Source organism: Streptomyces sp. SAI-127 (genome assembly GCF_029894425.1).
Taxonomy (GTDB): Bacteria; Actinomycetota; Actinomycetes; order Streptomycetales; family Streptomycetaceae; genus Streptomyces.
Map to the genome: position 1 here is coordinate 6,681,553 of NZ_JARXYJ010000001.1, position 19,524 is coordinate 6,701,076.

Consider the following 19,524-nt stretch of genomic DNA (forward strand, 5'->3'; position numbering starts at 1 on the left):
AACAAGGACGCAGAAGGCCGCAGAGGGCGTCAGGGCAGTCGCCGCACCGGAGAGCCCGAGAGGAAGGCCCGGATGTCCTCGATCGCCTCGCCGTAGTACGTCGTGTAGTTGGCGCGGGAGACGTAACCGAGGTGGGGTGTGGCGAGCAGGCGGGGGGCCGTGCGTATCGGGTGGTCGGCGGGCAGGGGCTCGGTGTCGAAGACGTCGACGCCCGCGCCGGCGATGCGGCCCTCGTGCAGGGCGGCGAGGAGGGCGTCCTGGTCGACGATGGCGGCGCGCGAGGTGTTGATCAGGTAGGCGGTCGACTTGAGGAGGGCGAGTTCGGCCGGGCCGAGCAGGCCGCGGGTGCGGTCGCCGAGGGCCAGGTGGACGGAGACGAAGTCGCTAGTGGCGAGGAGGTCGCCCAGGGAGGGGGCCAGATCGACGCCCGCCTCGTCGGCGCGCTCCTTGGTGAGGTTCTGGCTCCAGGCGCTGACCTGCATACCGAAGGCGAGGCCCACGCGCGCCACCCGGCTGCCGATCTTCCCGAGGCCGAGCAGCCCGAGCCGACGGCCGTGCAGATCGGCGCCGACCGTCTGCTGCCAGGGGCCGTTGTCGCGCAGGGCCCCGCTCTCCTCGACGATCCCCCGGGCGAGGCCGAGCAACAGCGCCCAGGTCAGCTCGACGGGTGGGGTGGAGGAGCTCGCCGTACCGCACACGGTGACGCCGTGTGCCTCGGCGGCGGTGTAGTCGATGACGGTGTTGCGCATGCCGGAGGCGACGATCAGCTTCAGCCGGGGCAGGCGGGTGATCAACGAGCCGGGGAAAGCCACGCGTTCGCGCAGGGTGACCACGATGTCGACGTCGGCGAGGGCCGCGGCGAGCGCGTCCTCGTCGGGGAAGTGGGTGTCGAAGGTGACGACGTCGACCTCGCCGGCCAGCGGCGACCAGTCGGCGACCTCGGCCGCCACGTTCTGAAAGTCGTCCAGCACAGCACAGCGCAGCCGCACGTCGGGGCCCTCCGGTTCCGTTTCGTCGTCAACGGGGCCGACTCTACGGGGGGATGGTCGGCTTCTTCCGGGCGAGGGCGGCCTGCGGACGAGCCATCCGGGCGAGGCGGAACAACCGTGGTCCGTGGTCGGTGAAGCGCTTGGTCAGACTGCTTGTGCGCGCTGGACATGAGAAAGCCCCCCACCTGTTGTTGCTGGTGAGAGGGTGTTTGCGCCCCCGGCAGGACTCGAACCTGCGGCCAAGCGCTTAGAAGGCGCCTGCTCTATCCACTGAGCTACGGGGGCCGGGTGTGGTGGCCTCTGTCTTGGGTGCCCGGGTGTGGGCCGTTCCGTGACGTTGCCGGGGACAAGGATAGGGCTCCCGCGTCCTTGTCCCTGTTGCTTCGCCTCCGTGGCTCGATGTGGAGGTTCGGTGAAGCGGTCCTGATAATCGCAGGCAGGTACGAATCGTGCACCGCTTTTGGCCGCTTGCGCACCGGGTGTTGTGCACTCGTTATGCCTGGACTGTGCCCGTGTCCCAGTCGCCCCTTCCGTCCGATGTGTTCCGTCGGCGCGCAGACATGCTCATATGCTTCAGAATTCCCCTAAAATTGGGCATTCTTCACATGTGGTGACCTTGGACGTACGGCCTCAGCTGCTCGACGCACTCTCCGCCCTGCGCGACCGTGTCGCCGCCGCACGCTTTCCGCTGCCCCTGCCCGGGGCCCCACGCGCGCGTGCCAACCGCGACGAACTGCTCGCCCAGCTCGACGACTATCTGGTGCCCCGGTTGAGGGACCCCGAAGCGCCGCTGCTGGCCGTGGTGGGCGGTTCCACCGGCGCCGGCAAGTCGACCCTCGTCAACTCCCTTGTGGGACGGCGGGTGAGCGAGGCGGGCGTGCTGCGGCCGACCACGCGGACACCGGTGCTGGTCTGCCATCCGGAGGATCATCACTGGTTCAGCGGAATGCGCGTACTGCCCGACCTCACGCGCGTGTGGGTGCCTCAACAGGAGGCGGGGGACGAGCTCCTGCTGCCCGGCGAGGACCCCACGCGCGTGCTCCGCATCGAGACCGCCGACACCCTCCCGCCGGGCCTCGCACTCCTGGACGCGCCCGACGTCGACTCCCTGGTCGCCGACAACCGCGTCCTCGCCGCCGAGCTGATCTGCGCGGCCGACGTCTGGATCATGGTGACCACGGCCGCCCGCTACGCCGACGCCGTCCCCTGGCATCTCCTGCGCACCGCCAAGGAGTACGACGCCACGCTCGTGACCGTCCTGGACCGGGTGCCGCACCAGGTCGTCTCCGAGGTCTCGCGCCAGTACGGCGCCCTGCTCACCAAGGCCGGTCTCGGCGATGTGCCACGGTTCACGGTGCCGGAGCTGCCCGAGTCGGCCTGGGGCGGGGGCCTGCTGCCGGCCACCGCCGTGGCGTCCCTGCGGACCTGGCTCGTCCACCAGGTGCAGGACCCCGCGGCCCGGCACCACGCCGTCGCCCGTACGGCCCGCGGTGTGCTTGCCTCCCTCAAGTCCCGGATGCCGGAGCTGGCCGGCGCGGCCGCCGCCCAGTACGCGGCCGCGCTGCGGCTCACCACCGCCGTCGAAGGGGCGTACGACAGCGAGTACGCGCGCGTGCGGGGACGGCTCCAGGCCGGTGCCGTGCTCGCCGGTGACGCCCTCAAGCGCTGGCGGGCCTTCCCCCTGGACTGCACCGCCGCGGAGCTCCTGGACGCCCTGGTGGAGAGCCTGGGCGCCCTCCTGCTGTGCTCGGTGACCGCCGCCGACGAGCGCGTCGACGAGGCCTGGCGGCGCGAACCGGCCGCCGCCGCACCGGAACTGACGGACCGCGATCCGACCCCGGAGAGCGCCGAGCACCGGATCGGGATGGCGGTACGGCGCTGGCGGCGGGAGCTGGAGGAGTACGCCGAGGAGGAGATCCGCGACCTCGACCGCGGGGCCGCGCCCGACCCGGAGACGGTCGCCGCCCTCGTCGCCACCGTGCTGCTCGGCGGACGCCGGGCGCGGGTCGCGGGCGAGGGGCTCGCCGAGCGGATCGGCGCCCACGGAGCCCTGCGGCTGCGCGACCGGGGCGGACGGCTGCTCGCCGAGCATCTCGACCGGGTCGTGAACACCGAACGCGAACGCCGGCTCGCCCCGCTCGACGCACTCGACGTACACCCCGAGCACCAGGCCGAACTCATCGCCGCGCTGTCCGTACTGCAGAAGGAGAGGTGACCGATGACCGCCGTCACGGATCAGGACCACACGGAGCAGGCGGGGAACGCCGTACCGGGGGAATCGGGGGACGAGGAGAGAGACGGGGAGAGGCCGGTCGAGGAGGCCTTGCCCGAGGCCGAAGGCGACGTGGAACCGGAGAGCGAGGACGAGCACGCGCGCGTGGAGGCGGTGTCGGGGCCGGAGAGCGGTCCTGAGCGGGACGAGGAGGGGAATGTGAGCGAGGATCCGGGTCGCGCGCACGCCGACGGTCACGCGCGTGCGGGGGCGAGGCGCGGGCGCAGGGACGCCGGTAGCGGCTCCCCGGAGCCGGTCGGCGCCGCCGCCCCCGCTGACGAGGACTCCGCGGACCCCTGGGACGACGGGCTCATCGCGCGCCGGGTCACCGCCGAGACCGAGCAGGCCGCCGTCATGGAGGCCCGTGGGCACAACGCACCGCCCGCCGCCCCGCTCACGTACGACGGCCCCCTGCGATCCCGTCTGGACGCGCTGCGGGAACTGGTCGGGCTCTCGCGGGCCCGGCTCGACAGCCGGACGCTCGCCGAGGCCGGCCAGGTCCTGGACGAGGCGGCCGCCCGGCGCAGGCTCTCCGGGCAGCACACCGTCGTCGCCATCGCCGGCGCGACGGGCAGCGGCAAGTCGCAGCTGTTCAACTCGCTCGCAGGAGTGGCCATCTCGGAGACCGGCGTACGCCGGCCCACCACGGCCGCGCCGATCGCGTGCAGTTGGAGCGACGGTTCGGCGAGTCTCATCGAACGGCTCGGCATCCCGCCCCGGCTGCGGCGGCGCCCGCTGCAGAGCGCCGAGTCGGAGGCCCAATTGCGCGGGCTCGTCCTGGTCGACCTGCCCGACCACGACTCGGCCGCGGTCCAGCACCGCGAGCACGTGGACCGGATCCTGGCACTCGTCGACGCCGTCATCTGGGTCGTCGACCCCGAGAAGTACGCCGACGCGATCCTGCACGAGCGCTATCTGCGGCCCATGGCGGGCCACGCGGAGGTCATGTTCGTCGTCCTCAACCAGATCGACCGGCTGCCCGGGGAGGCCGCAGAGCAGGTCCTCGACGATCTGCGGCGGCTGCTGGACGAGGACGGGATCGCCCTCGGGGAGTACGGCGAACCGGGTGCCAAGGTGCTCGCCGTGTCGGCGCTCACCGGGGACGGTGTCGGTGAACTGCGGGAGATGCTCGGCCACTTCGTGACGGAGCGCGGGGCTCCCGCGCGGCGGATCGCGGCCGACGTCGACGCGGCGGCGTGGCGGCTGCGGCCCGTCTACGCGACGGGCCGGCGCACCGGGCTGAGCGAGGAGGCGCGCGACGACTTCGCCGCCCGGCTCGCGGACGCGGTCGGTGCCACCGCGGCGGGCGAGGCGGCCGAACGCGCCTGGCTGCGCAACGCCAACCGTGCGTGCGGTACGCCCTGGTTGCGGCTGTGGCGCTGGTTCGACGACCGGCGCGAACCTTCCACGGGACGGCTGCCGGTGCGTGCCCAGCCCGACGAGGAGGCGACCGCGCGCCAGCGTGTGGAGCAGGCCGTACGGACGCTCGCCGACCGGGCCTCGGCGGGGCTGCCCGCGCCGTGGGCGCAGGCGGTGCGCGAGGCGGCCGTACGCGGCTCCCAGGGACTGCCCGAGGCGCTGGACCAGCTGACGGCCCGAGCCGGGCTGCCACCGGGCCGTCCGCCGCGTCCGGGCTGGTGGCCGGTGGCCGTACTGGCGCAGGCATCCATGACGCTCCTTCAAATCGTCGGCGGGCTCTGGCTGGTGGGCCAGATCGTCGGGGTCATGGCGCCGAACCTGGGAGTCCCGGTGCTGCTGATGGTGGCCGGCATCATCGGCGGCCCGATCGTCGAGTGGAGCTGCCGGATGGCGGCGCGGGGGCCCGCGCGGCGGTACGGCGTGGAGGCGGAACGGCGGCTGCGGGAGGCGGCGTCCGGGTGCGGGCGGGCGCGAGTGCTGGATCCGGTGGCGGCGGAGCTGCTGCGCTACCGGGAGGTCCGGGAGCAGTACGGGAGGGTCGTCGGGGTGGGGTGACGCGTGTTCATGCGGTCCCGGTCCCTCATACGGGTGGCGGAGTTTTCCACAACCCGTGGACGGTCCACAGGGCCCAGCGGGCTCGGCCCGGCGGAGGCAGTCTGGCTTCGCGGCGATCGCGGTGACGCGGTCGGCACGCAGACAGCAGCCGTACGGGACGGGCCCGTACGCATGTCCGGGAGGGGATCCCAGCGATGAACGAGACGATGATCTGCGCGGTGGGCAACGTGGCGACACAGCCGGTGTACCGGGAGTTGGCCACGGGCGCGTCGGTGCGGTTCCGGCTGGCGGCGACCGCGCGCTATCTGGACCGCGAGAAGAACGAATGGACGGACGGGCACACCAACTTCTTCACGGTGTGGGCCAATCGCCAGCTCGCCACGAACGTGTCGGGGTCGATCAACGTGGGTGATCCGGTGGTCGTCCACGGCAGGTTGAAGGTGCGCTCGGAAGGGCGCGAGGGGCAGCCGGCCTGGACCTCGGCCGACATCGACGCGGTGGCGATCGGCCACGACCTCGCGCGCGGCACCTCGGCCTTCCGACGCACACAGCGGCCGGAGAACGCCGTTGCGGGTTCGTCCGCGCAGCCCGAGCCGGCCTGGGAGACGCCGCCGGGTGAGACCGCGGACCGGCAGGAGGCCGTCGCGGTGACGTGACGTCGGCCGAGGGCGCGGAGGCCCTGGCCGAAGTGCGGCTTATCGGCGAATGCGTTCCGGATATCTCTGGTCGATTTGTCGATAAGCCCTGCGGGTGAAAGTGCTTGGCGATAACGATTCCGAGTCGGATCGATCTTCCGACCGCATCCCCGGGAAGAGGGGGGCGGCCGCGTCCCTAGGATGCCGAACACAGCTCCCGGGGCTACTGATTCTGCTGGTGGGACCGCCACCCCGCTCGTCAACGGGTCCTGTTCGAAGGGGAATTCCGTGTTTTCTGCGTTCTCTGCGCTGTCCGTGCGCGGACGGGGGGCGGCTCGCCTCGCGGCCGTCACGTTCGTCTCCGGCCTGCTCGCCGCCGGTGCGACGGTGGCCGTCGCCGACACGGCGGCCGCGGACGAGGCGGCGCAGAACCAGAGAGGGGCGACGGCCACCATAGGGGGCCTGAAGACCTACGGCGACGCGGTGATACACGACACCGACAGCGATCTGCGGGTGCCGGCCGGGCTGTTCGAGATGTCCGTCGAGGGCGGCGGAACCCTGCAGACGTACTGCGTGGACCTCTACAACCCCACGCAGAAGGACGCCAAGTACCACGAGACCGACTGGAGCGGCACCTCGCTGGGCGCCAACAAGGGGTCGGGCAAGATCCGTTGGATCCTGCAGAACTCCTATCCCCAGGTCAACGACCTCGCGGCGCTCGCAGACAAGGCCGGTATCGCCTCGGGCCTGACCGAGCAGGACGCGGCGGCCGGCACCCAGGTGGCGATCTGGCGCTACTCGGACCATGCCGACGTCGACGCCGTCGACCCGCAGGCCGAGAAGCTCGCGGACTACCTGGAGAAGAGCGCCCGCGACCTCGTGGAGCCGGCGGCGTCGCTGACGCTCGACCCGCCCGCGGTCTCCGGCCACCCCGGCGAGCTGCTCGGCCCGGTCACGGTGCACACCAACGCGGCCGGCGCGACGGTCACCCCGCCGGCGGACGCGGCCACGAGCGGCGTGCGGATCGTCGGCAAGGACGGCAGGCCGGTGACCTCCGCGAGCAACGGCAGCGAGCTCTACTTCGACGTTCCCGAGGACGCGGCGGCGGGCTCTGCCGACCTCACGGTGCAGGCCTCGACCACTGTGCCGGTCGGCCGTGCGTTCGCCTCCGAGAGCCGGAGCCAGACGCAGATCCTCGCCGGCTCCAGCGAGTCGACGGTCTCAGCGGCGGCGAGCGCGACCTGGGCGAAGGAGGGCGCCGTACCGGCCCTCTCCGCCGCCCGGAACTGCACCGAGGGCGGCCTGGACATCACCGCGGTCAACCAGGGCGACGAGGAGTTCGCGTTCGAGCTGATGGGCACGGAGTACGCCATCGCGGCGGGCGAGACCCGCACGGTGATGGTCCCGCTCCAGGAGGACCAGGCGTACGACTTCACGATCAACGGTCCCGACGGTCTCGCCAAGCGCTTCACCGGTGTCCTCGACTGCCGCACCCGCAGCAGCGAGACGGGGGCCACGACCCAGACGCTCAGCGAGCCCAGCCCCGCCACGGTGGCCGTCCCCACCACCGACGTCAACCTCGCCGAGACCGGTGGCTCCGCCACGACCCCGCTGATCGCCGGCACCGCCATCGCCCTGGTGGTGATCGGGGGCGCGGCCCTGGTCCTCACCGGCAGGAAGCAGAACCGGGCACAGGACTGACCGCGGCGCGTCGGCGACGGGCACAATGGCGTCATGACCAAGCCTTCCGCATCACCGGCGCGTCATCACACCTCCTCGGACTCGGTGCTGTCCCTGTGGTCGCAGGACTCGGTGCTGTCGATCGGCTCGGTGGGCTCGGTCCTGTCCATCGGCTCCGTGGGCTCGGCGCTCTCGGTCGGCTCGATCGGCAGCGCCCTGTCCGTCGGCTCGATCGGCTCGGCCCTCTCCCTGATCTCGGCGGGTTCCTGGCTGAGCACGGGGTCGCTGCTGTCGGCGCAGTCCAAGTGGTCCGTGCTCTCGTGGCGCACGTCCCACGGGCTGATGCGGTCCGCGGGGGCAGTGGGAGCAGTGGCTGTGGGCGCCGCCGTGTTGCTGGCGGTGCGGGGCGGCTCCGACGACTAGGGGCTGCCCGTCAGGGTTTCGGGGCGGCTCGCGCCTCGGAATGAGTGGGGCCCTGATGAGCAGGCGCGTCATGAATGATCGTTCAGGAGGTCGGCGTAGCCGCGGGCCTGTTCGGAGGCGTTGCGGTGCCAGTCGGACTGGGTGCGGTGCTCCTCGGCCAGGGAGGGCTCGGCGGTGACGAGCTGGTCGTAGACGGTGGCGATCTCCGCGTGCACGGCCGCGATGGCGAGCCGGTTGGCGCGGACGGCGTCCGCATGTCCGCGGTGGGCGTCGAGGGCGAGGGGATCGTCAGCGATGGGCGCGTTGGCGGGGCCGTGCTCATGCAGCGCGCTGTACGCCTCGTTGAGCTTCGTGGCCCGCGCGTCCAGCTTCGTGCGCCGGGTGTGCAGGGCGGAACCGCGGACCCGCAGGCTGGCCTCGTAGGCGTGGGAGCCGGGAAAGCGGACCGCGTCCAGCCCTGAGGTCACCGCGTGCGGCCGGTCGGGACGCAGCCCGGCGTACCGGGCGTCGGCCTCGGCTGCCACCTCGAGTGTCTTCAGGTGCGGTGGCAGGGCGCTACGGCCGATGGCCGCCCAGGCGTGCACATCGCCGTACCACTTCTCGTGGGCGGACTGCCGGGTGACGCCGGCGACCTCCCCGATCTCGGCCCAGGTGGTACCACGCTCCCGCTCGGCGACCACGGCCTCCCGCACCACGTCCTCCGTCCGACGCTGGAGCTTCAGCGCGGTACGCAGCAGATCCCCGGGCTCGGTCTCCGGCTCGACGGGCACGGCGTCGAGTACGGCGTCGGCGAGCTGGCGGAGCGTGAGCGCGAGGGCGACTCGGGACTCGTCGCGGGGGGAGAGGCGGTGGAGCTCGGGGGTGGCCGAGGGGGAGGAGAGGTCATCGGCATCTAGCATGACGTCAGGCTATCCCTGACAACGGGTGGGCGGGGGGTGTTCGCCCAGGTCACGAGTGACGGGTGGGGCCGTCCCCTTCGGCGGATGGACGGCGTCCCGGAGTTCCGCGCCTTCACTCGGTTCGATCTCGCAGCCCGGACAGAGGCGCCGCAGCATGTCGGAGGTAGCCGCCATCACTGAAAGTGGGAGGGGCCGAGATCACACGACGACGACCGACCGTGACAGTCGATCTACGACCGCCGACGACGAACCCCCAGGTCACAGCCCCCGACCAAACGGGTTACCACCCGAGGGTGGACCTCAGACAAGAATGGGGTGTTACTTACCGGATGAGGGCATGAAACAGCCCCTCACCAGCAGGTTTGCCGCCGATGAGGGGCCGTGTCAGGCAGCCTGGGCCGTCTCTGGGCCGTCGTGGGCGTGACCGGCGGCCCGGTACATCGCTGACATGGCTTTCCGGGTCCGGGTCTCGCTGGACGGCATGAGGTGCGTGTACACGCGGAGCGTGAACCCTGCGTCGCTGTGGCCGAGGTACAGACTCAGGGCCTTGATGTTCTCCCCGGCATCCAGGAGGACCGACGCGTAGAAGTGCCGGAGGGCGTGCATGCCGTGCTCGCGGGGCGCCGCGTAACGCTCGCCCTTCTCCGGGGTCGGGATGATGCCGGCGGATGCCAGAGCGGGCTTCTGCGCGAGCACATGCAGCGCTTCCCGCCCGTCGAGGTGACGTTGCCCTGGCTCACGCCGACCGGCCCGAAGGTGACACACCGCCTCATCTTCACGAGCGGCATCGGCGCTGCCATCTGGAGCCAAGGCTTCAACGACCAGGCGTGCGCTCCCCGTCGGCCGTCGGGGACGAGCTTGTCGGCTCACTGCGGTGGGGTTTCTAGGACGAGGCGGATCTCCGTTATCTCATAGCCCGCGCGGTCGAAGGCGGCGGCCATCGGAACGTTGACGGTGTCCGTCGTAGCGGTAATGCGGTCGGCGCCCTCGCTCGCGTGGAACCTGGTGATCTCGGCGAGGATTTCGTCGATCAGGCCCTGTCCGCGCTGCTCTGGGACAACACCCAGGTAGCCGACGTTTCGGTGGTAGGGGGTCGCGGAGGGGATGGCCAGGCCCGCCAGGTTGCCGTCCGGGAGTTCGGCAAGGCGCCACCAGGAGCGCTCACCAGGACAGTCGAGGTAAAACGCGATGTCCTCGCGGGCCAATTGCGCGGCGTCCATCGAGCGGAGCTCGTTCTGCGTGTGCAGATCCAGGCTCCCGGCCGACAGCCGGATGAACGCGTCGAGGAACTCCTCGTCCGTACCCTCCCGGAAGATCAGCTTCCCCGCAGGCACAGGGACCTTGGCAGCTGGTGTCCACTCGTAGCGCAGACGCTCAATCTCGCTGCTCAGTCCCGATCTGCACGCCGCCTCCCTGCGCCAGGCCACCGCATCGACCAACACCGGGCTGCTCCGCCAGTCTCGGGGCAGCGAGATGTTGTAAGCAGGAAGAGCCTCGAAGGCGGCATGGCCGGCGGCAAGCAGCCCGGAGGCGATGGCGACCGGGTCGACGACGCTGGAGCGCACCTGGAGGCAATCGAGCGCGATCGGCCGCGCGCTGTCGGCACGGCCCCACCACAGAGCGCGAGCCAGGATCTCCCCATCCTCGTCCTCAGCGAACCAGATCCACTCGGGGCGGAACTGGTTGCTCGCGAGCTCCTCTCGGATCCTTTCCGCGGTCAGAGCGGGGACAGGACCATCGGCCGGGTAGGCGGCGGCGCGGTTGAGGTCTGCGGGGTCTGCGGTGGCAGCGCGAAAGAGCATCCGATCATGATCACACCGTGGTGCCAACGGGACCACGTCTTTTTCGACTAGAGCTACGGATCAAAAGGCGCCCGTGCCCCGGCCGTGCCCGATTGCCCTTCACCACTCGGCGTGTGCCATAGCTGTGCCACATCGGCCGGTCAATCACGGCCAACGACGGCTCGCCGCAGTGCTGCTCAGTTAGTAGTCGGGTCGCCCGGGGGTGAGACTCCCCCGGGCGACCCGACTACTAGCCCGTCGGTCTGGCGGGACGGATATTTTGCCTTTGCGGACGCCCGCCTATTTCGTGACCGCGTACCGCACGTGCGTGGCGTACGGCGAGCTGACAGCCTTGACCACCTCGAGGTCGACGTCGCGGTCGAACCCGTCGAACAGCCGCTTGCCGGCGCCGAGGATCACCGGTGCCGTCGAGAGCACCAACTCGTCCACCCGACCGGCGGCCAGCGCCTGCCGGATCACGTCCGCACCGCCGCCGATCGCCACGTCGTTGCCACCGGCCTTCTCGGTCGCCTGCGCCAGCGCCTCGTCGAGCCCGGACACGAACGTGAACCCCGCCTCCGGCGCCGGCTGGTCCCCGGTGCGGTGGGTGAGCACGAACAGCGGGCCGGGGAACGGGTTCGTGCCTCCCCACGCGCCCGCGGCGTCATACATCCCCCGGCCGCAGATGCCGGCGCCGAAGCTCGCGACGAGCTCGTCGTAGAACTCCTTGTCGGGGCCGTGCATCGCGAAGTCGTGTCCGCCGTCGTAGGTCCACGGGCCGCCCATCACCCAGTAGTGCAGGCGCTCTCCGCCCTTGCCCAGGCCGTACTCGGGTCCGTCATCGGGTCCGGTGACGAAGCCGTCGACCGACATGGTGATGGATGCGATGACCTTGCCCATAGTTCCTCCTCCGTCGTGTGTCGAGAGGACAGACCCGGCAGCGGCCGCCAACTCATCGCGTCAGTCGGTGAACCCGCAGAACTCGTTGCCTGCCGGGTCCGCCAGCACAACCCATCCGGTCTCCACAGGAGCTCTGGATAGCTGCTGACAAAACGCCCCCACGTCCTGTCATTTAAGAGGAAGCGTGATCACGAAGAAGTGTGCACTGCCACCGGCTTCACCGCACGTGAAAGCCAGTCGAATGCGTGTCGAAGTCGGCATGCGAGGCTCCGTCAGGCCGTACAACTGACCAGGTCAGCGGCCTACTGCGAGCAAACCAGAAGTGCGCCTTCTAAAGCGCTTGGCCTCGTGCTGTGGCTGGCCGACTAAGCGCTGTCCCGTAAGTGATCTTGATGTGCGATGGTCTTGGACTGTGGCTGGTGTAATGACGGCGTCAGAGCCGTCTTGGGCCGGCCTTGGAAGCTCCCGCTTCAGGACTGGGTGCTGTTGGTGGCCGCGTACTGGCGCACCCACCTGACGCTGAGGCAACTGGCGCCCCTGTTCGGGGTGTCGAAGTCGGCGGCGGACCGGGTCATCGACCACCTCGGACCGAAGCTCGCGCTCCCGCCGCGGCGCCGCTTCCGCAAGGACGCCGTGCTGATCGTGGACGGCACCCTGGTGCCGACCCGCGATCACACCGTCGCTGAGCAGTCGAAGAACTATCGGTACTCGACCAACCATCAGGTGGTCGTCGACGCCGACATCCGGCTGGTGGTCGTGCTCGGCCGGCCACTGCCGGGCAACCGCAATGACTGCCGGGCCTGGGCCGAGTCCGGCGCGAAGGACGCCGTCGGGAAGACCGTAACCGATCGCCGACGGCGGCTACCGCGGAACGCGACTGGTAATCCCTCACCGCCGTCGCAGCGCGGACGAAGAACTCCCCGACCGGAAGCAGGCGCACAACAAGAGCCACAGGCAGGTCCGGGCCCGCGTTGAGCACGTCTTTGCCCGCATGAAGACCTGGAAGATCTTGCGTGACTGCCGCCTCCGCGGCGACGGTGTGCACCACGCGATGCGCGGCATAGCCCGCCTGCACAACCTCAACCTCGCCGGATAGGCGCCCGCCACCTGGAGGCCGCTGACGTGAGCTGCTGGTGAACGAGCCGACCCACGCCAGTCCCGAGGTCATTTCGTCTGCGGGCGGGCCTGCTTCACCTCGCGGTCGATAGCCCAGGCGTCAGCGACCGGCCCGAGGTGGCCGAGCTTGTCGGGGTTGATCACCGAGCGGATGGTCTGGATCTGCCCATCGAGCACCTCGAGGGCCAAGGTGTGGAGCACCTTGCCGTCCCGGTCGCGGAAGATCGCTCCGGGCTGGCCGTTGACCTCGTGCGGCTCGAAGGTCACGTCGATCCGGGCCATCCGGGGGAAGACGGAGGCGAGCAGCCGGGCCACGTTCTCGGCGCCGATGACGGCCCTGGCAAGCTGCGGGGCCTTGCCGCCGCCGTCCCCGACCATCGACACGTCGGCGGCGAGTAGATCCCGCAGGCCGACGACATCGCCTTCGCGGAGGGCGTCGAAGAATCGCGTCGCCAGTTCCTGCCGCTCCTGACGGTCCGCTTCGAACCGTGGCCGTCCGGCCTGCATGTGCCGCCGCGCCCGTACCAGCAGCTGCCGGCACGCCGCCTCCGACCGCCCCACCGCCGCGGCGACCTCGTCGAAGCCGAAGCCGAAGACCTCCCGCAGCACGAACACCGACCGCTCCAGCGGGCTGAGCCGCTCCAGGAGCAGCAGCGCCGCCATCGACACAGAGTCGGCCAGTTCCGCTGAGCGTGCCGGATCCTGATAGGGATCGGTGAGCAGCGGCTCGGGGAACCACGGCCCGACGTACTCCTCCCGCCTCACCCGTGCGGAGCGCAGCACGTCGATCGAGATCCGCGTCACCGTGGCGGACAAGAAGGCCTTGGTCGACGTGGGCCGGGTCGCCGAGGCGTCGAAGCGCAGCCAGGTCTCCTGTACCGCGTCCTCGGCCTCTCCCACGCTGCCCAGAATCCGGTAGGCGATCGAGAACAGCAGCGGCCGCAGCTCCTCGAACTCCTCGACCTTGCTCACGCCGACTCCCCCTCGTGGTCCTCCCGCCCGGCCGTACTCGTCGGCGCGGGCATCTTCTTGGTGATCATTTGGTCCACCGGCGGCGCAGAGCAAGGCCCCCACGGGCCGGGGGCCCAGAGCCCGCGGCCCGGGCCGGTTGCCGACGACCGTTCAGTGGAACTGCCCGACCTCGTAGTCGCCGGCCGGCTGCTGGGTGATGATGTTCAGCCGGTTCACCGTGTTCATGAAGGACACCAGGATCACCAGGGCGGTGAGCTGCTCCTCGTCGTAGTGCTCGGCGGCACGCGCCCAGACCTCGTCGCTGACCCCATCGGCCGCGTCCGCGACCCGGGTCCCCTGCTCCGCCAGCTCCAGCGCGACGCGTTCGGCCTCGGTGAAGACCGTGGCCTCCCGCCACGCCGCCACCAGGTTCAGCCGCACCGGGGCCTCTCCGGCAGCGGCGGCCTCCTTTGTGTGCATGTCGATGCAGACGGCGCAGCCGTTGATCTGGCTCACGCGCAGCGCCACCAACTCCTGCGTCGCGGCCGGCAGCGGGGATTCCTTGAGCGCCCTGCCCGCCGACATGAGGTGCTTGAGGGCCTTGCTGGGGTTCGGGCTGGCGAAGTAGTTCAGTCGCGCGTCCATCGTGTGCTCCTCCGTGGTCGTCAGTGGCTGCACCCCCTGAGACGAGGTAGCCCCAAGCCCTGTGACACGGACGCGTGTGACCCACGTCTCCCTGCTGCCGGGGTGTTCGGAGATGCACAGGCGGGGTTGCTGTTTCGTCATAGGGGTGCGGGCAATCCTCGATCAAGGAGCCGATGATGAACCTCACGCTGTGGATGACTGCTGGCCGCTGTCTGACTGGTCGGCAGCGCCAGACCACTCAGCCCGGTGTATGGACTCCGGAACGGCTCCGGCGCCGCACTCATGCCAGCCACGATCCATGTTCACCGCACCTCAAGATCACTTGCGGGACAGCCCTTAGCTTGCCGTCAGGACTGACGACGTCGTTCTGCTCCTTGACCGTGCCAGTGCCGAGGACCTCTACGAGGTGTTGCGGCCGGTAGGTGAGCATCACGCTGCCGGTGCGCCGATCCCACCCATGCCCTGGGAAGCGAACTAGACACTGTATCTAATAGACATTGAGACGCCTATGTTCGGATTGCAATTTCAAAAAGTCAGATCGGGACTTATCGAGCTCGAGGCCATCTTCTGTTTGATTTATGAGATAACCTAACCGGTCTCGCGACTCCATGAATCCGCGCCATCTTTGTTGGGGTTTAAGCCAAGTATCCACGGCTACGAGAATTGCCACTAAAATAGCCAAGCTAGGCGTCCAGCTAGCCGCGCCAGCAAGAGGGCTCCCAAGCAGGCTATCGGCGCCTGCAATAATCGAGCTGAAGACGATCAGTAGCATTCGACTCGCGAAATAAGTCAGTCCGTAAGCCCTGGTCGAGCGTCGCCAGTGGGCCCTCAGCCCTCGCATATCCCGTAGTAGCAAATCGCGAGCATCTTCCTTTTGCTCTCGAGTCTCTTTGACCATCGGTCGGCCGCCCCCCCTACAAGCACCCACGCCGAGTCAGGTTCACCGAAGATAGTGGCGAGACGTAGCGCACGCAAGCGCTTCGAGCATTCAGAAATCGTTCGCACTCTAACTCGCCAGAAGCGGTCGATCGGGAGTATATAGAACGCGTGTGCTAAACGAGAAAAAAGTCTGTAGAGCGGTCTCGGTACAACTAACTGAGGCGCACGGGAAGGCTCGTGCCGCGCGCCTCGTGCGGGACTGAAGAAGCGGAGGAGGGCGACCGGACTGACAGTCGGCACCCACGAGTGGCTGCCCCCACCCCGCTCTGGCCTGGGCCGGTGCTATTGATCTGCGACACTGGAAGAGTTATGCCGAAGCCCGGAGAACTGAGCTGACGTGCGCTGACCCCGTGTACTAAGAGCTGCAACGGTTGAGTCTCCAACTGCGTGCCAACGCTCTCGAACAACGGCGGACGAGCACGGACGTCTGCGGACGGCCAGCGCAGGTGAAGGGCTCACCAGTCCAAGGCAGGATCCGCGCCCCAGTTGCTTCGGGGCGAAGAAGTCGAGCGCTCAGTGCAGGGAGCTCAGGAGCTCCCATCCCGTGTGCCGTGTACCCAGGCAGAGCCGAGCAGACGCGGCCCATGGCGTCCGTTCGTACAGTGGTGGGCTTAGATCCCGGGACTCAGCCCGCTGTCTCTGCGTCATCCATCAAGTTGCTGATGTCAATAGCGTAGCGAGGTATCTCGTCGGCAGCGAGACCTTCAAATACTCTTGTAACCCCTGCCTCAGTGCCGATCGAACCAATCTTGCGAAGATAGTTGGCGACCCTATCCACACCATTTTGATTGTCACCGATCCTCCCCAGCAGGTGTGCAATTGTGCGGGTTATCGGCTCAGGCCTTGAGTAGCTATTCCAGGGTTTTGACGCCCTCTTCGGGGCAAGGGACTCAAGAGGGCCAAGATGGCAGAGTTCTACCTCCCCTTGCATTATGGTCATGTTTGCAAGCCAAGCTCCGAGATCAGCGACGCATAGAGCATCGATGCACTGACCTGGTCGCTTGGTGAACTCCTCTCCGTAGTCCGACAGGGCCTGATGCACTCTGTAAGCAGGGTTGGAACGTTATGTGAGCCCGGGTCAGGGTCAGCTTGCACTCGAAAGCAGCGATCACGGCAGATGCGAGGTAGTGCTTAATTTCGAGCAGCCCTGGGGGGTAAGAAGGGTGCAGGATGAGTACATCTACTTGTGGGCTCGTGTTGCCGTCTGTATCGATGACCCTTCCTCCAGTAACAACGTGATAGCCCGAAGGGACCCACCTTCGTAGAATCTGCGCCCATGTTTCTTCACCTTGGCTTCCAGCGGTTCCCGGATCTTCTCCCGCTCTGGCTTGCAATCGCGCATACTCGCTGCTGATTTCGTGAGTCATCTGAGACATAAAAAGGCGAATGTCGTGCAAGCTCATGGCTGGCTCCGTAGATCAAGCGGTACGGCAGTCCCATGATGGCCGTCTTCCTCAGCGGGGGTGCTTCCTCGTTCTCCTTGGAAGCCTCGGCCGGCGTCATTGCTCCGGCCAACGTGGCATCGTCAGCAGACCCGTGGTCGGCTCGGAACGTCACGGCAGCCCGCACGGCCCGCAGTCACAGTGTCGAATGCGTGTCGAAGTTGGCTGGCAAGGTACTGGCAAGCCACACGCAGGCCCAGGTCGGCGGCACTCTTGCGGGGAACTAACAGTGCGCCTTCTACGCCCTCGCTCCAAGCCCCCCGACGCGCCTCAGCAGGCCCCTTCACGCCGCGTGGCTGGATCCGCGGCCTTGTTGGCGCTTCATGTACGTGTCACACAGTTGGTGAGTGGGGTGACTGGGGGAGGGGACTCCGTATGTCCGTGCCGGGTGGCAATCGCGGTGAGCCGTCGGACTGGGCCATGAAGCGGTTTGGGCGGCATGCCGGCAGGCTGGTCGAGGCGATTCCGGAACAGCTGGCCAGGGCTCACGCGCGGGCTCATGCCGTTCACCTCACCGCAAGGCTGAAGAAGCGCAGTCCTTACGGCGTCACCCTGGCCGAGGCAGTGCGCGAGAATCTCGCGGACACGGCACGTGAGCTGGACGAAGCCGTGCGCGACGTGCGCGGGTACGAGTACGCCGTCATCAACGACCACGCGCTCTTCCCCTTTAAATACGCCGACCGCCCCAGGCCCCTCGAACGTGCGCGGCTGGCGGCCAATGCTTCCCCCACGCGCAGGAGGATGCTCCTGAGCCACGGGCCGGAGCCGCAAGACGTCCTCTTCCCTCTTGGCGACGAGCTCACCACCGAGGAATACGAGGATCTGCACGAGACCTTCGAGGCCCTCGGCGCCTCCACGAAGCTCGTGTGCCTGTTCTTCACAGCCGACCCAGAGAACGGCATCCACGTCATCCACTGGGGAGACGCCCACCTCGAACCCGACCGCACCTTCACCTGGCTCCACAGCGAGCAGCTGCGAGTGGCGCCCCAGCCGCTTGAGTGAGCAGTCCCGATCCTGGGCCGTCTCTGGGCCGTGCGAGGGCGCCCGAGGCCGACCAACGACGACCGACGTCGACAGCCAAGCGAAAGCCGCCAGCGACGAACCCCCAGGTCACAGCCCCCCGACCAAACGGGTTACCACCCAAGGGTGGACCTCAGGCAAGATGGGGTGTATCTGCCCACTGCCAGATCTCAAGTTGCCGGACGGTTTCTCTTGGCTGAGTACATCTACACCATGCGCAAGACGCGTAAGGCGCACGGAGACAAGGTCATCCTTGACGACGTGACGCTGAGCTTCCTGCCCGGCGCGAAGATCGGTGTGGTCGGGCCTAACGGTGCCGGTAAGTCCACCGTTCTCAAGATCATGGCGGGTCTGGAGCAGCCGTCCAACGGCGACGCGTTCCTGTCGCCCGGCTTCAGCGTCGGCATCCTCATGCAGGAGCCGAAGCTCGACGAGTCCAAGACGGTCCTGGAGAACGTCCAGGACGGCGCCGCCGAGATCATGGGCAAGCTCAACCGCTTCAACGAGGTCGCCGAGCTCATGGCGACGGACTACTCGGACGCGCTGCTGGACGAGATGGGCCAGCTCCAGGAGGACCTGGACCACGCCAACGCCTGGGACCTGGACGCGCAGCTGGAGCAGGCCATGGAGGCGCTGGGCTGCCCGCCCGGCGACTGGCCCGTCACCACCCTCTCCGGTGGCGAGAAGCGCCGCGTCGCGCTCTGCAAGCTGCTGATCGAGGCCCCTGACCTGCTCCTCCTCGACGAGCCCACCAACCACCTCGACGCCGAGTCGGTGAACTGGCTGGAGCAGCACCTCTCGAAGTACGCGGGCGCTGTCGTCGCCGTCACTCACGACCGGTACTTCCTGAACAACGTCGCCGAGTGGATCCTCGAGCTCGACCGCGGTCGCGCGATCCCCTACGAGGGCAACTACTCCACGTACCTGGAGAAGAAGGCCACTCGCCTCAAGGTCGAGGGCCGCAAGGACGAGAAGCGCGCCAAGCGCCTCAAGGAAGAGCTGGAGTGGGTCCGCTCCAACGCCAAGGGCCGCCAGACCAAGTCCAAGGCCCGCCTGGCTCGTTACGAGGAAATGGCGGCCGAGGCCGACAAGATGCGGAAGCTGGACTTCGAGGAGATCCAGATCCCGCCGGGCCCGCGTCTGGGCTCCATCGTCGTCGAGGTCAACAACCTCTCGAAGGCGTTCGGCGACAAGGTCCTGGTCGACGACCTCTCGTTCACGCTGCCGCGCAACGGCATCGTGGGCATCATCGGCCCGAACGGCGCGGGCAAGACCACGCTGTTCAAGATGATCCAGGGTCTTGAGCCCGCGGACTCGGGCACGGTCAAGATCGGCGACACGGTCAAGATCAGCTACGTCGACCAGAGCCGCGCCAACATCGACCCCAAGAAGACCCTCTGGGCCGTGGTGTCGGACGAGCTGGACTACATCAACGTGGGCCAGGTCGAGATGCCGTCGCGGGCCTACGTCTCCGCCTTCGGATTCAAGGGTCCGGACCAGCAGAAGCCGGCCGGCGTCCTGTCCGGTGGTGAGCGCAACCGCCTGAATCTGGCGCTCACGCTCAAGGAGGGCGGCAACCTGCTGCTCCTCGACGAGCCCACCAACGACCTCGACGTCGAGACCCTGTCCTCGCTCGAGAACGCTCTGCTCGAGTTCCCGGGCGCGGCTGTGGTCATCTCCCACGACCGCTGGTTCCTGGACCGGGTCGCGACCCACATCCTCGCGTACGAGGGTGAGTCCAAGTGGTACTGGTTCGAGGGCAACTTCGAGTCGTACGAGAAGAACAAGATCGAGCGGCTCGGCCCGGACGCGGCGCGTCCGCACCGCGCCACCTACAAGAAGCTGACCCGGGGCTGAT

General features: G+C 68.6%; 13 protein-coding genes, 1 tRNA gene and 3 pseudogenes. 9 read left to right on the forward strand and 8 right to left on the reverse strand.

What is annotated here, in order from left to right:
- Window positions 1–29: 29 nt before the first annotated feature.
- Both M2157_RS30870 and M2157_RS30875 read right to left on the reverse strand, forming a co-directional pair.
- On the reverse strand, window positions 30–989 hold the full coding sequence (locus tag M2157_RS30870) for a D-2-hydroxyacid dehydrogenase family protein (protein WP_280857701.1): 960 nt from the start codon (window positions 987–989) through the stop codon (window positions 30–32).
- A gap of 212 nt (window positions 990–1,201) precedes the next feature.
- Window positions 1,202–1,274, reverse strand: a tRNA-Arg gene (locus M2157_RS30875).
- 322 nt (window positions 1,275–1,596) lie between these two features.
- Between M2157_RS30875 and M2157_RS30880 the strand changes: the two genes are divergently transcribed.
- From M2157_RS30880 to M2157_RS30900, 5 genes are all read left to right on the forward strand, one after another.
- Window positions 1,597–3,204, forward strand: a complete 1,608-nt coding sequence (locus tag M2157_RS30880; RefSeq protein WP_280857700.1) for a dynamin family protein — start codon at window positions 1,597–1,599, stop codon at window positions 3,202–3,204.
- Window positions 3,205–3,207: 3 nt separating this feature from the next.
- The gene (locus tag M2157_RS30885; RefSeq protein ID WP_280857699.1) at window positions 3,208–5,235 is read left to right on the forward strand and encodes a YfjP family GTPase; all 2,028 of its coding nucleotides are present in this window, start codon (window positions 3,208–3,210) and stop codon (window positions 5,233–5,235) included.
- A gap of 194 nt (window positions 5,236–5,429) precedes the next feature.
- Window positions 5,430–5,891 (forward strand): single-stranded DNA-binding protein, encoded by a 462-nt coding sequence (locus M2157_RS30890; RefSeq protein WP_280857698.1) that lies wholly within the window; start codon window positions 5,430–5,432, stop codon window positions 5,889–5,891.
- Between the two features lie 267 nt (window positions 5,892–6,158).
- A complete protein-coding gene (locus M2157_RS30895) occupies window positions 6,159–7,571 on the forward strand; it encodes a TQXA domain-containing protein (RefSeq protein ID WP_280866820.1) in 1,413 nt (470 codons plus the stop codon).
- A 33-nt stretch (window positions 7,572–7,604) separates the two neighbouring features.
- The gene (locus tag M2157_RS30900) at window positions 7,605–7,973 is read left to right on the forward strand and encodes a hypothetical protein (RefSeq protein ID WP_280857696.1); all 369 of its coding nucleotides are present in this window, start codon (window positions 7,605–7,607) and stop codon (window positions 7,971–7,973) included.
- 68 nt (window positions 7,974–8,041) lie between these two features.
- Here M2157_RS30900 and M2157_RS30905 read toward each other — a convergent pair whose 3' ends face one another.
- Window positions 8,042–8,872, reverse strand: a complete 831-nt coding sequence (locus M2157_RS30905) for a hypothetical protein (RefSeq protein WP_280866821.1) — start codon at window positions 8,870–8,872, stop codon at window positions 8,042–8,044.
- A gap of 384 nt (window positions 8,873–9,256) precedes the next feature.
- Window positions 9,257–9,556, reverse strand: a pseudogene (locus tag M2157_RS30910) (tyrosine-type recombinase/integrase); the annotation flags it as partial.
- Between M2157_RS30910 and M2157_RS30915 the strand changes: the two are divergent.
- Window positions 9,557–9,676, forward strand: a pseudogene (locus tag M2157_RS30915) (integrase); the annotation flags it as partial.
- Between the two features lie 62 nt (window positions 9,677–9,738).
- Here the strand turns inward: M2157_RS30915 and M2157_RS30920 are convergent.
- Both M2157_RS30920 and M2157_RS30925 read right to left on the reverse strand, forming a co-directional pair.
- On the reverse strand, window positions 9,739–10,674 hold the full coding sequence (locus M2157_RS30920; protein WP_280866822.1) for a GNAT family N-acetyltransferase: 936 nt from the start codon (window positions 10,672–10,674) through the stop codon (window positions 9,739–9,741).
- A 279-nt stretch (window positions 10,675–10,953) separates the two neighbouring features.
- Window positions 10,954–11,553, reverse strand: coding sequence for a dihydrofolate reductase family protein (locus tag M2157_RS30925; protein ID WP_057609561.1), 600 nt, complete (start codon window positions 11,551–11,553; stop codon window positions 10,954–10,956).
- A gap of 447 nt (window positions 11,554–12,000) precedes the next feature.
- Between M2157_RS30925 and M2157_RS30930 the strand changes: the two are divergent.
- A pseudogene (locus M2157_RS30930) lies at window positions 12,001–12,649 on the forward strand (transposase); the annotation flags it as partial.
- Between the two features lie 68 nt (window positions 12,650–12,717).
- On the opposite strand, the gene M2157_RS30935 reads toward M2157_RS30930, so the two are convergent.
- Both M2157_RS30935 and M2157_RS30940 read right to left on the reverse strand, forming a co-directional pair.
- The gene (locus tag M2157_RS30935; RefSeq protein ID WP_280857693.1) at window positions 12,718–13,641 is read right to left on the reverse strand and encodes an RNA polymerase sigma-70 factor; all 924 of its coding nucleotides are present in this window, start codon (window positions 13,639–13,641) and stop codon (window positions 12,718–12,720) included.
- Between the two features lie 150 nt (window positions 13,642–13,791).
- On the reverse strand, window positions 13,792–14,265 hold the full coding sequence (locus M2157_RS30940) for a carboxymuconolactone decarboxylase family protein (RefSeq protein WP_280857692.1): 474 nt from the start codon (window positions 14,263–14,265) through the stop codon (window positions 13,792–13,794).
- A 2,756-nt stretch (window positions 14,266–17,021) separates the two neighbouring features.
- Between M2157_RS30940 and M2157_RS30945 the strand changes: the two genes are divergently transcribed.
- Together M2157_RS30945 and ettA are read left to right on the forward strand one after the other, a co-directional pair.
- Window positions 17,022–17,648, forward strand: a complete 627-nt coding sequence (locus M2157_RS30945) for a hypothetical protein (RefSeq protein WP_280857691.1) — start codon at window positions 17,022–17,024, stop codon at window positions 17,646–17,648.
- A gap of 210 nt (window positions 17,649–17,858) precedes the next feature.
- Window positions 17,859–19,523: an energy-dependent translational throttle protein EttA gene (gene ettA, locus M2157_RS30950; protein WP_280866823.1), complete on the forward strand. Its 1,665-nt coding sequence runs from the start codon at window positions 17,859–17,861 to the stop codon at window positions 19,521–19,523.
- Window position 19,524 lies beyond the last annotated feature (1 nt).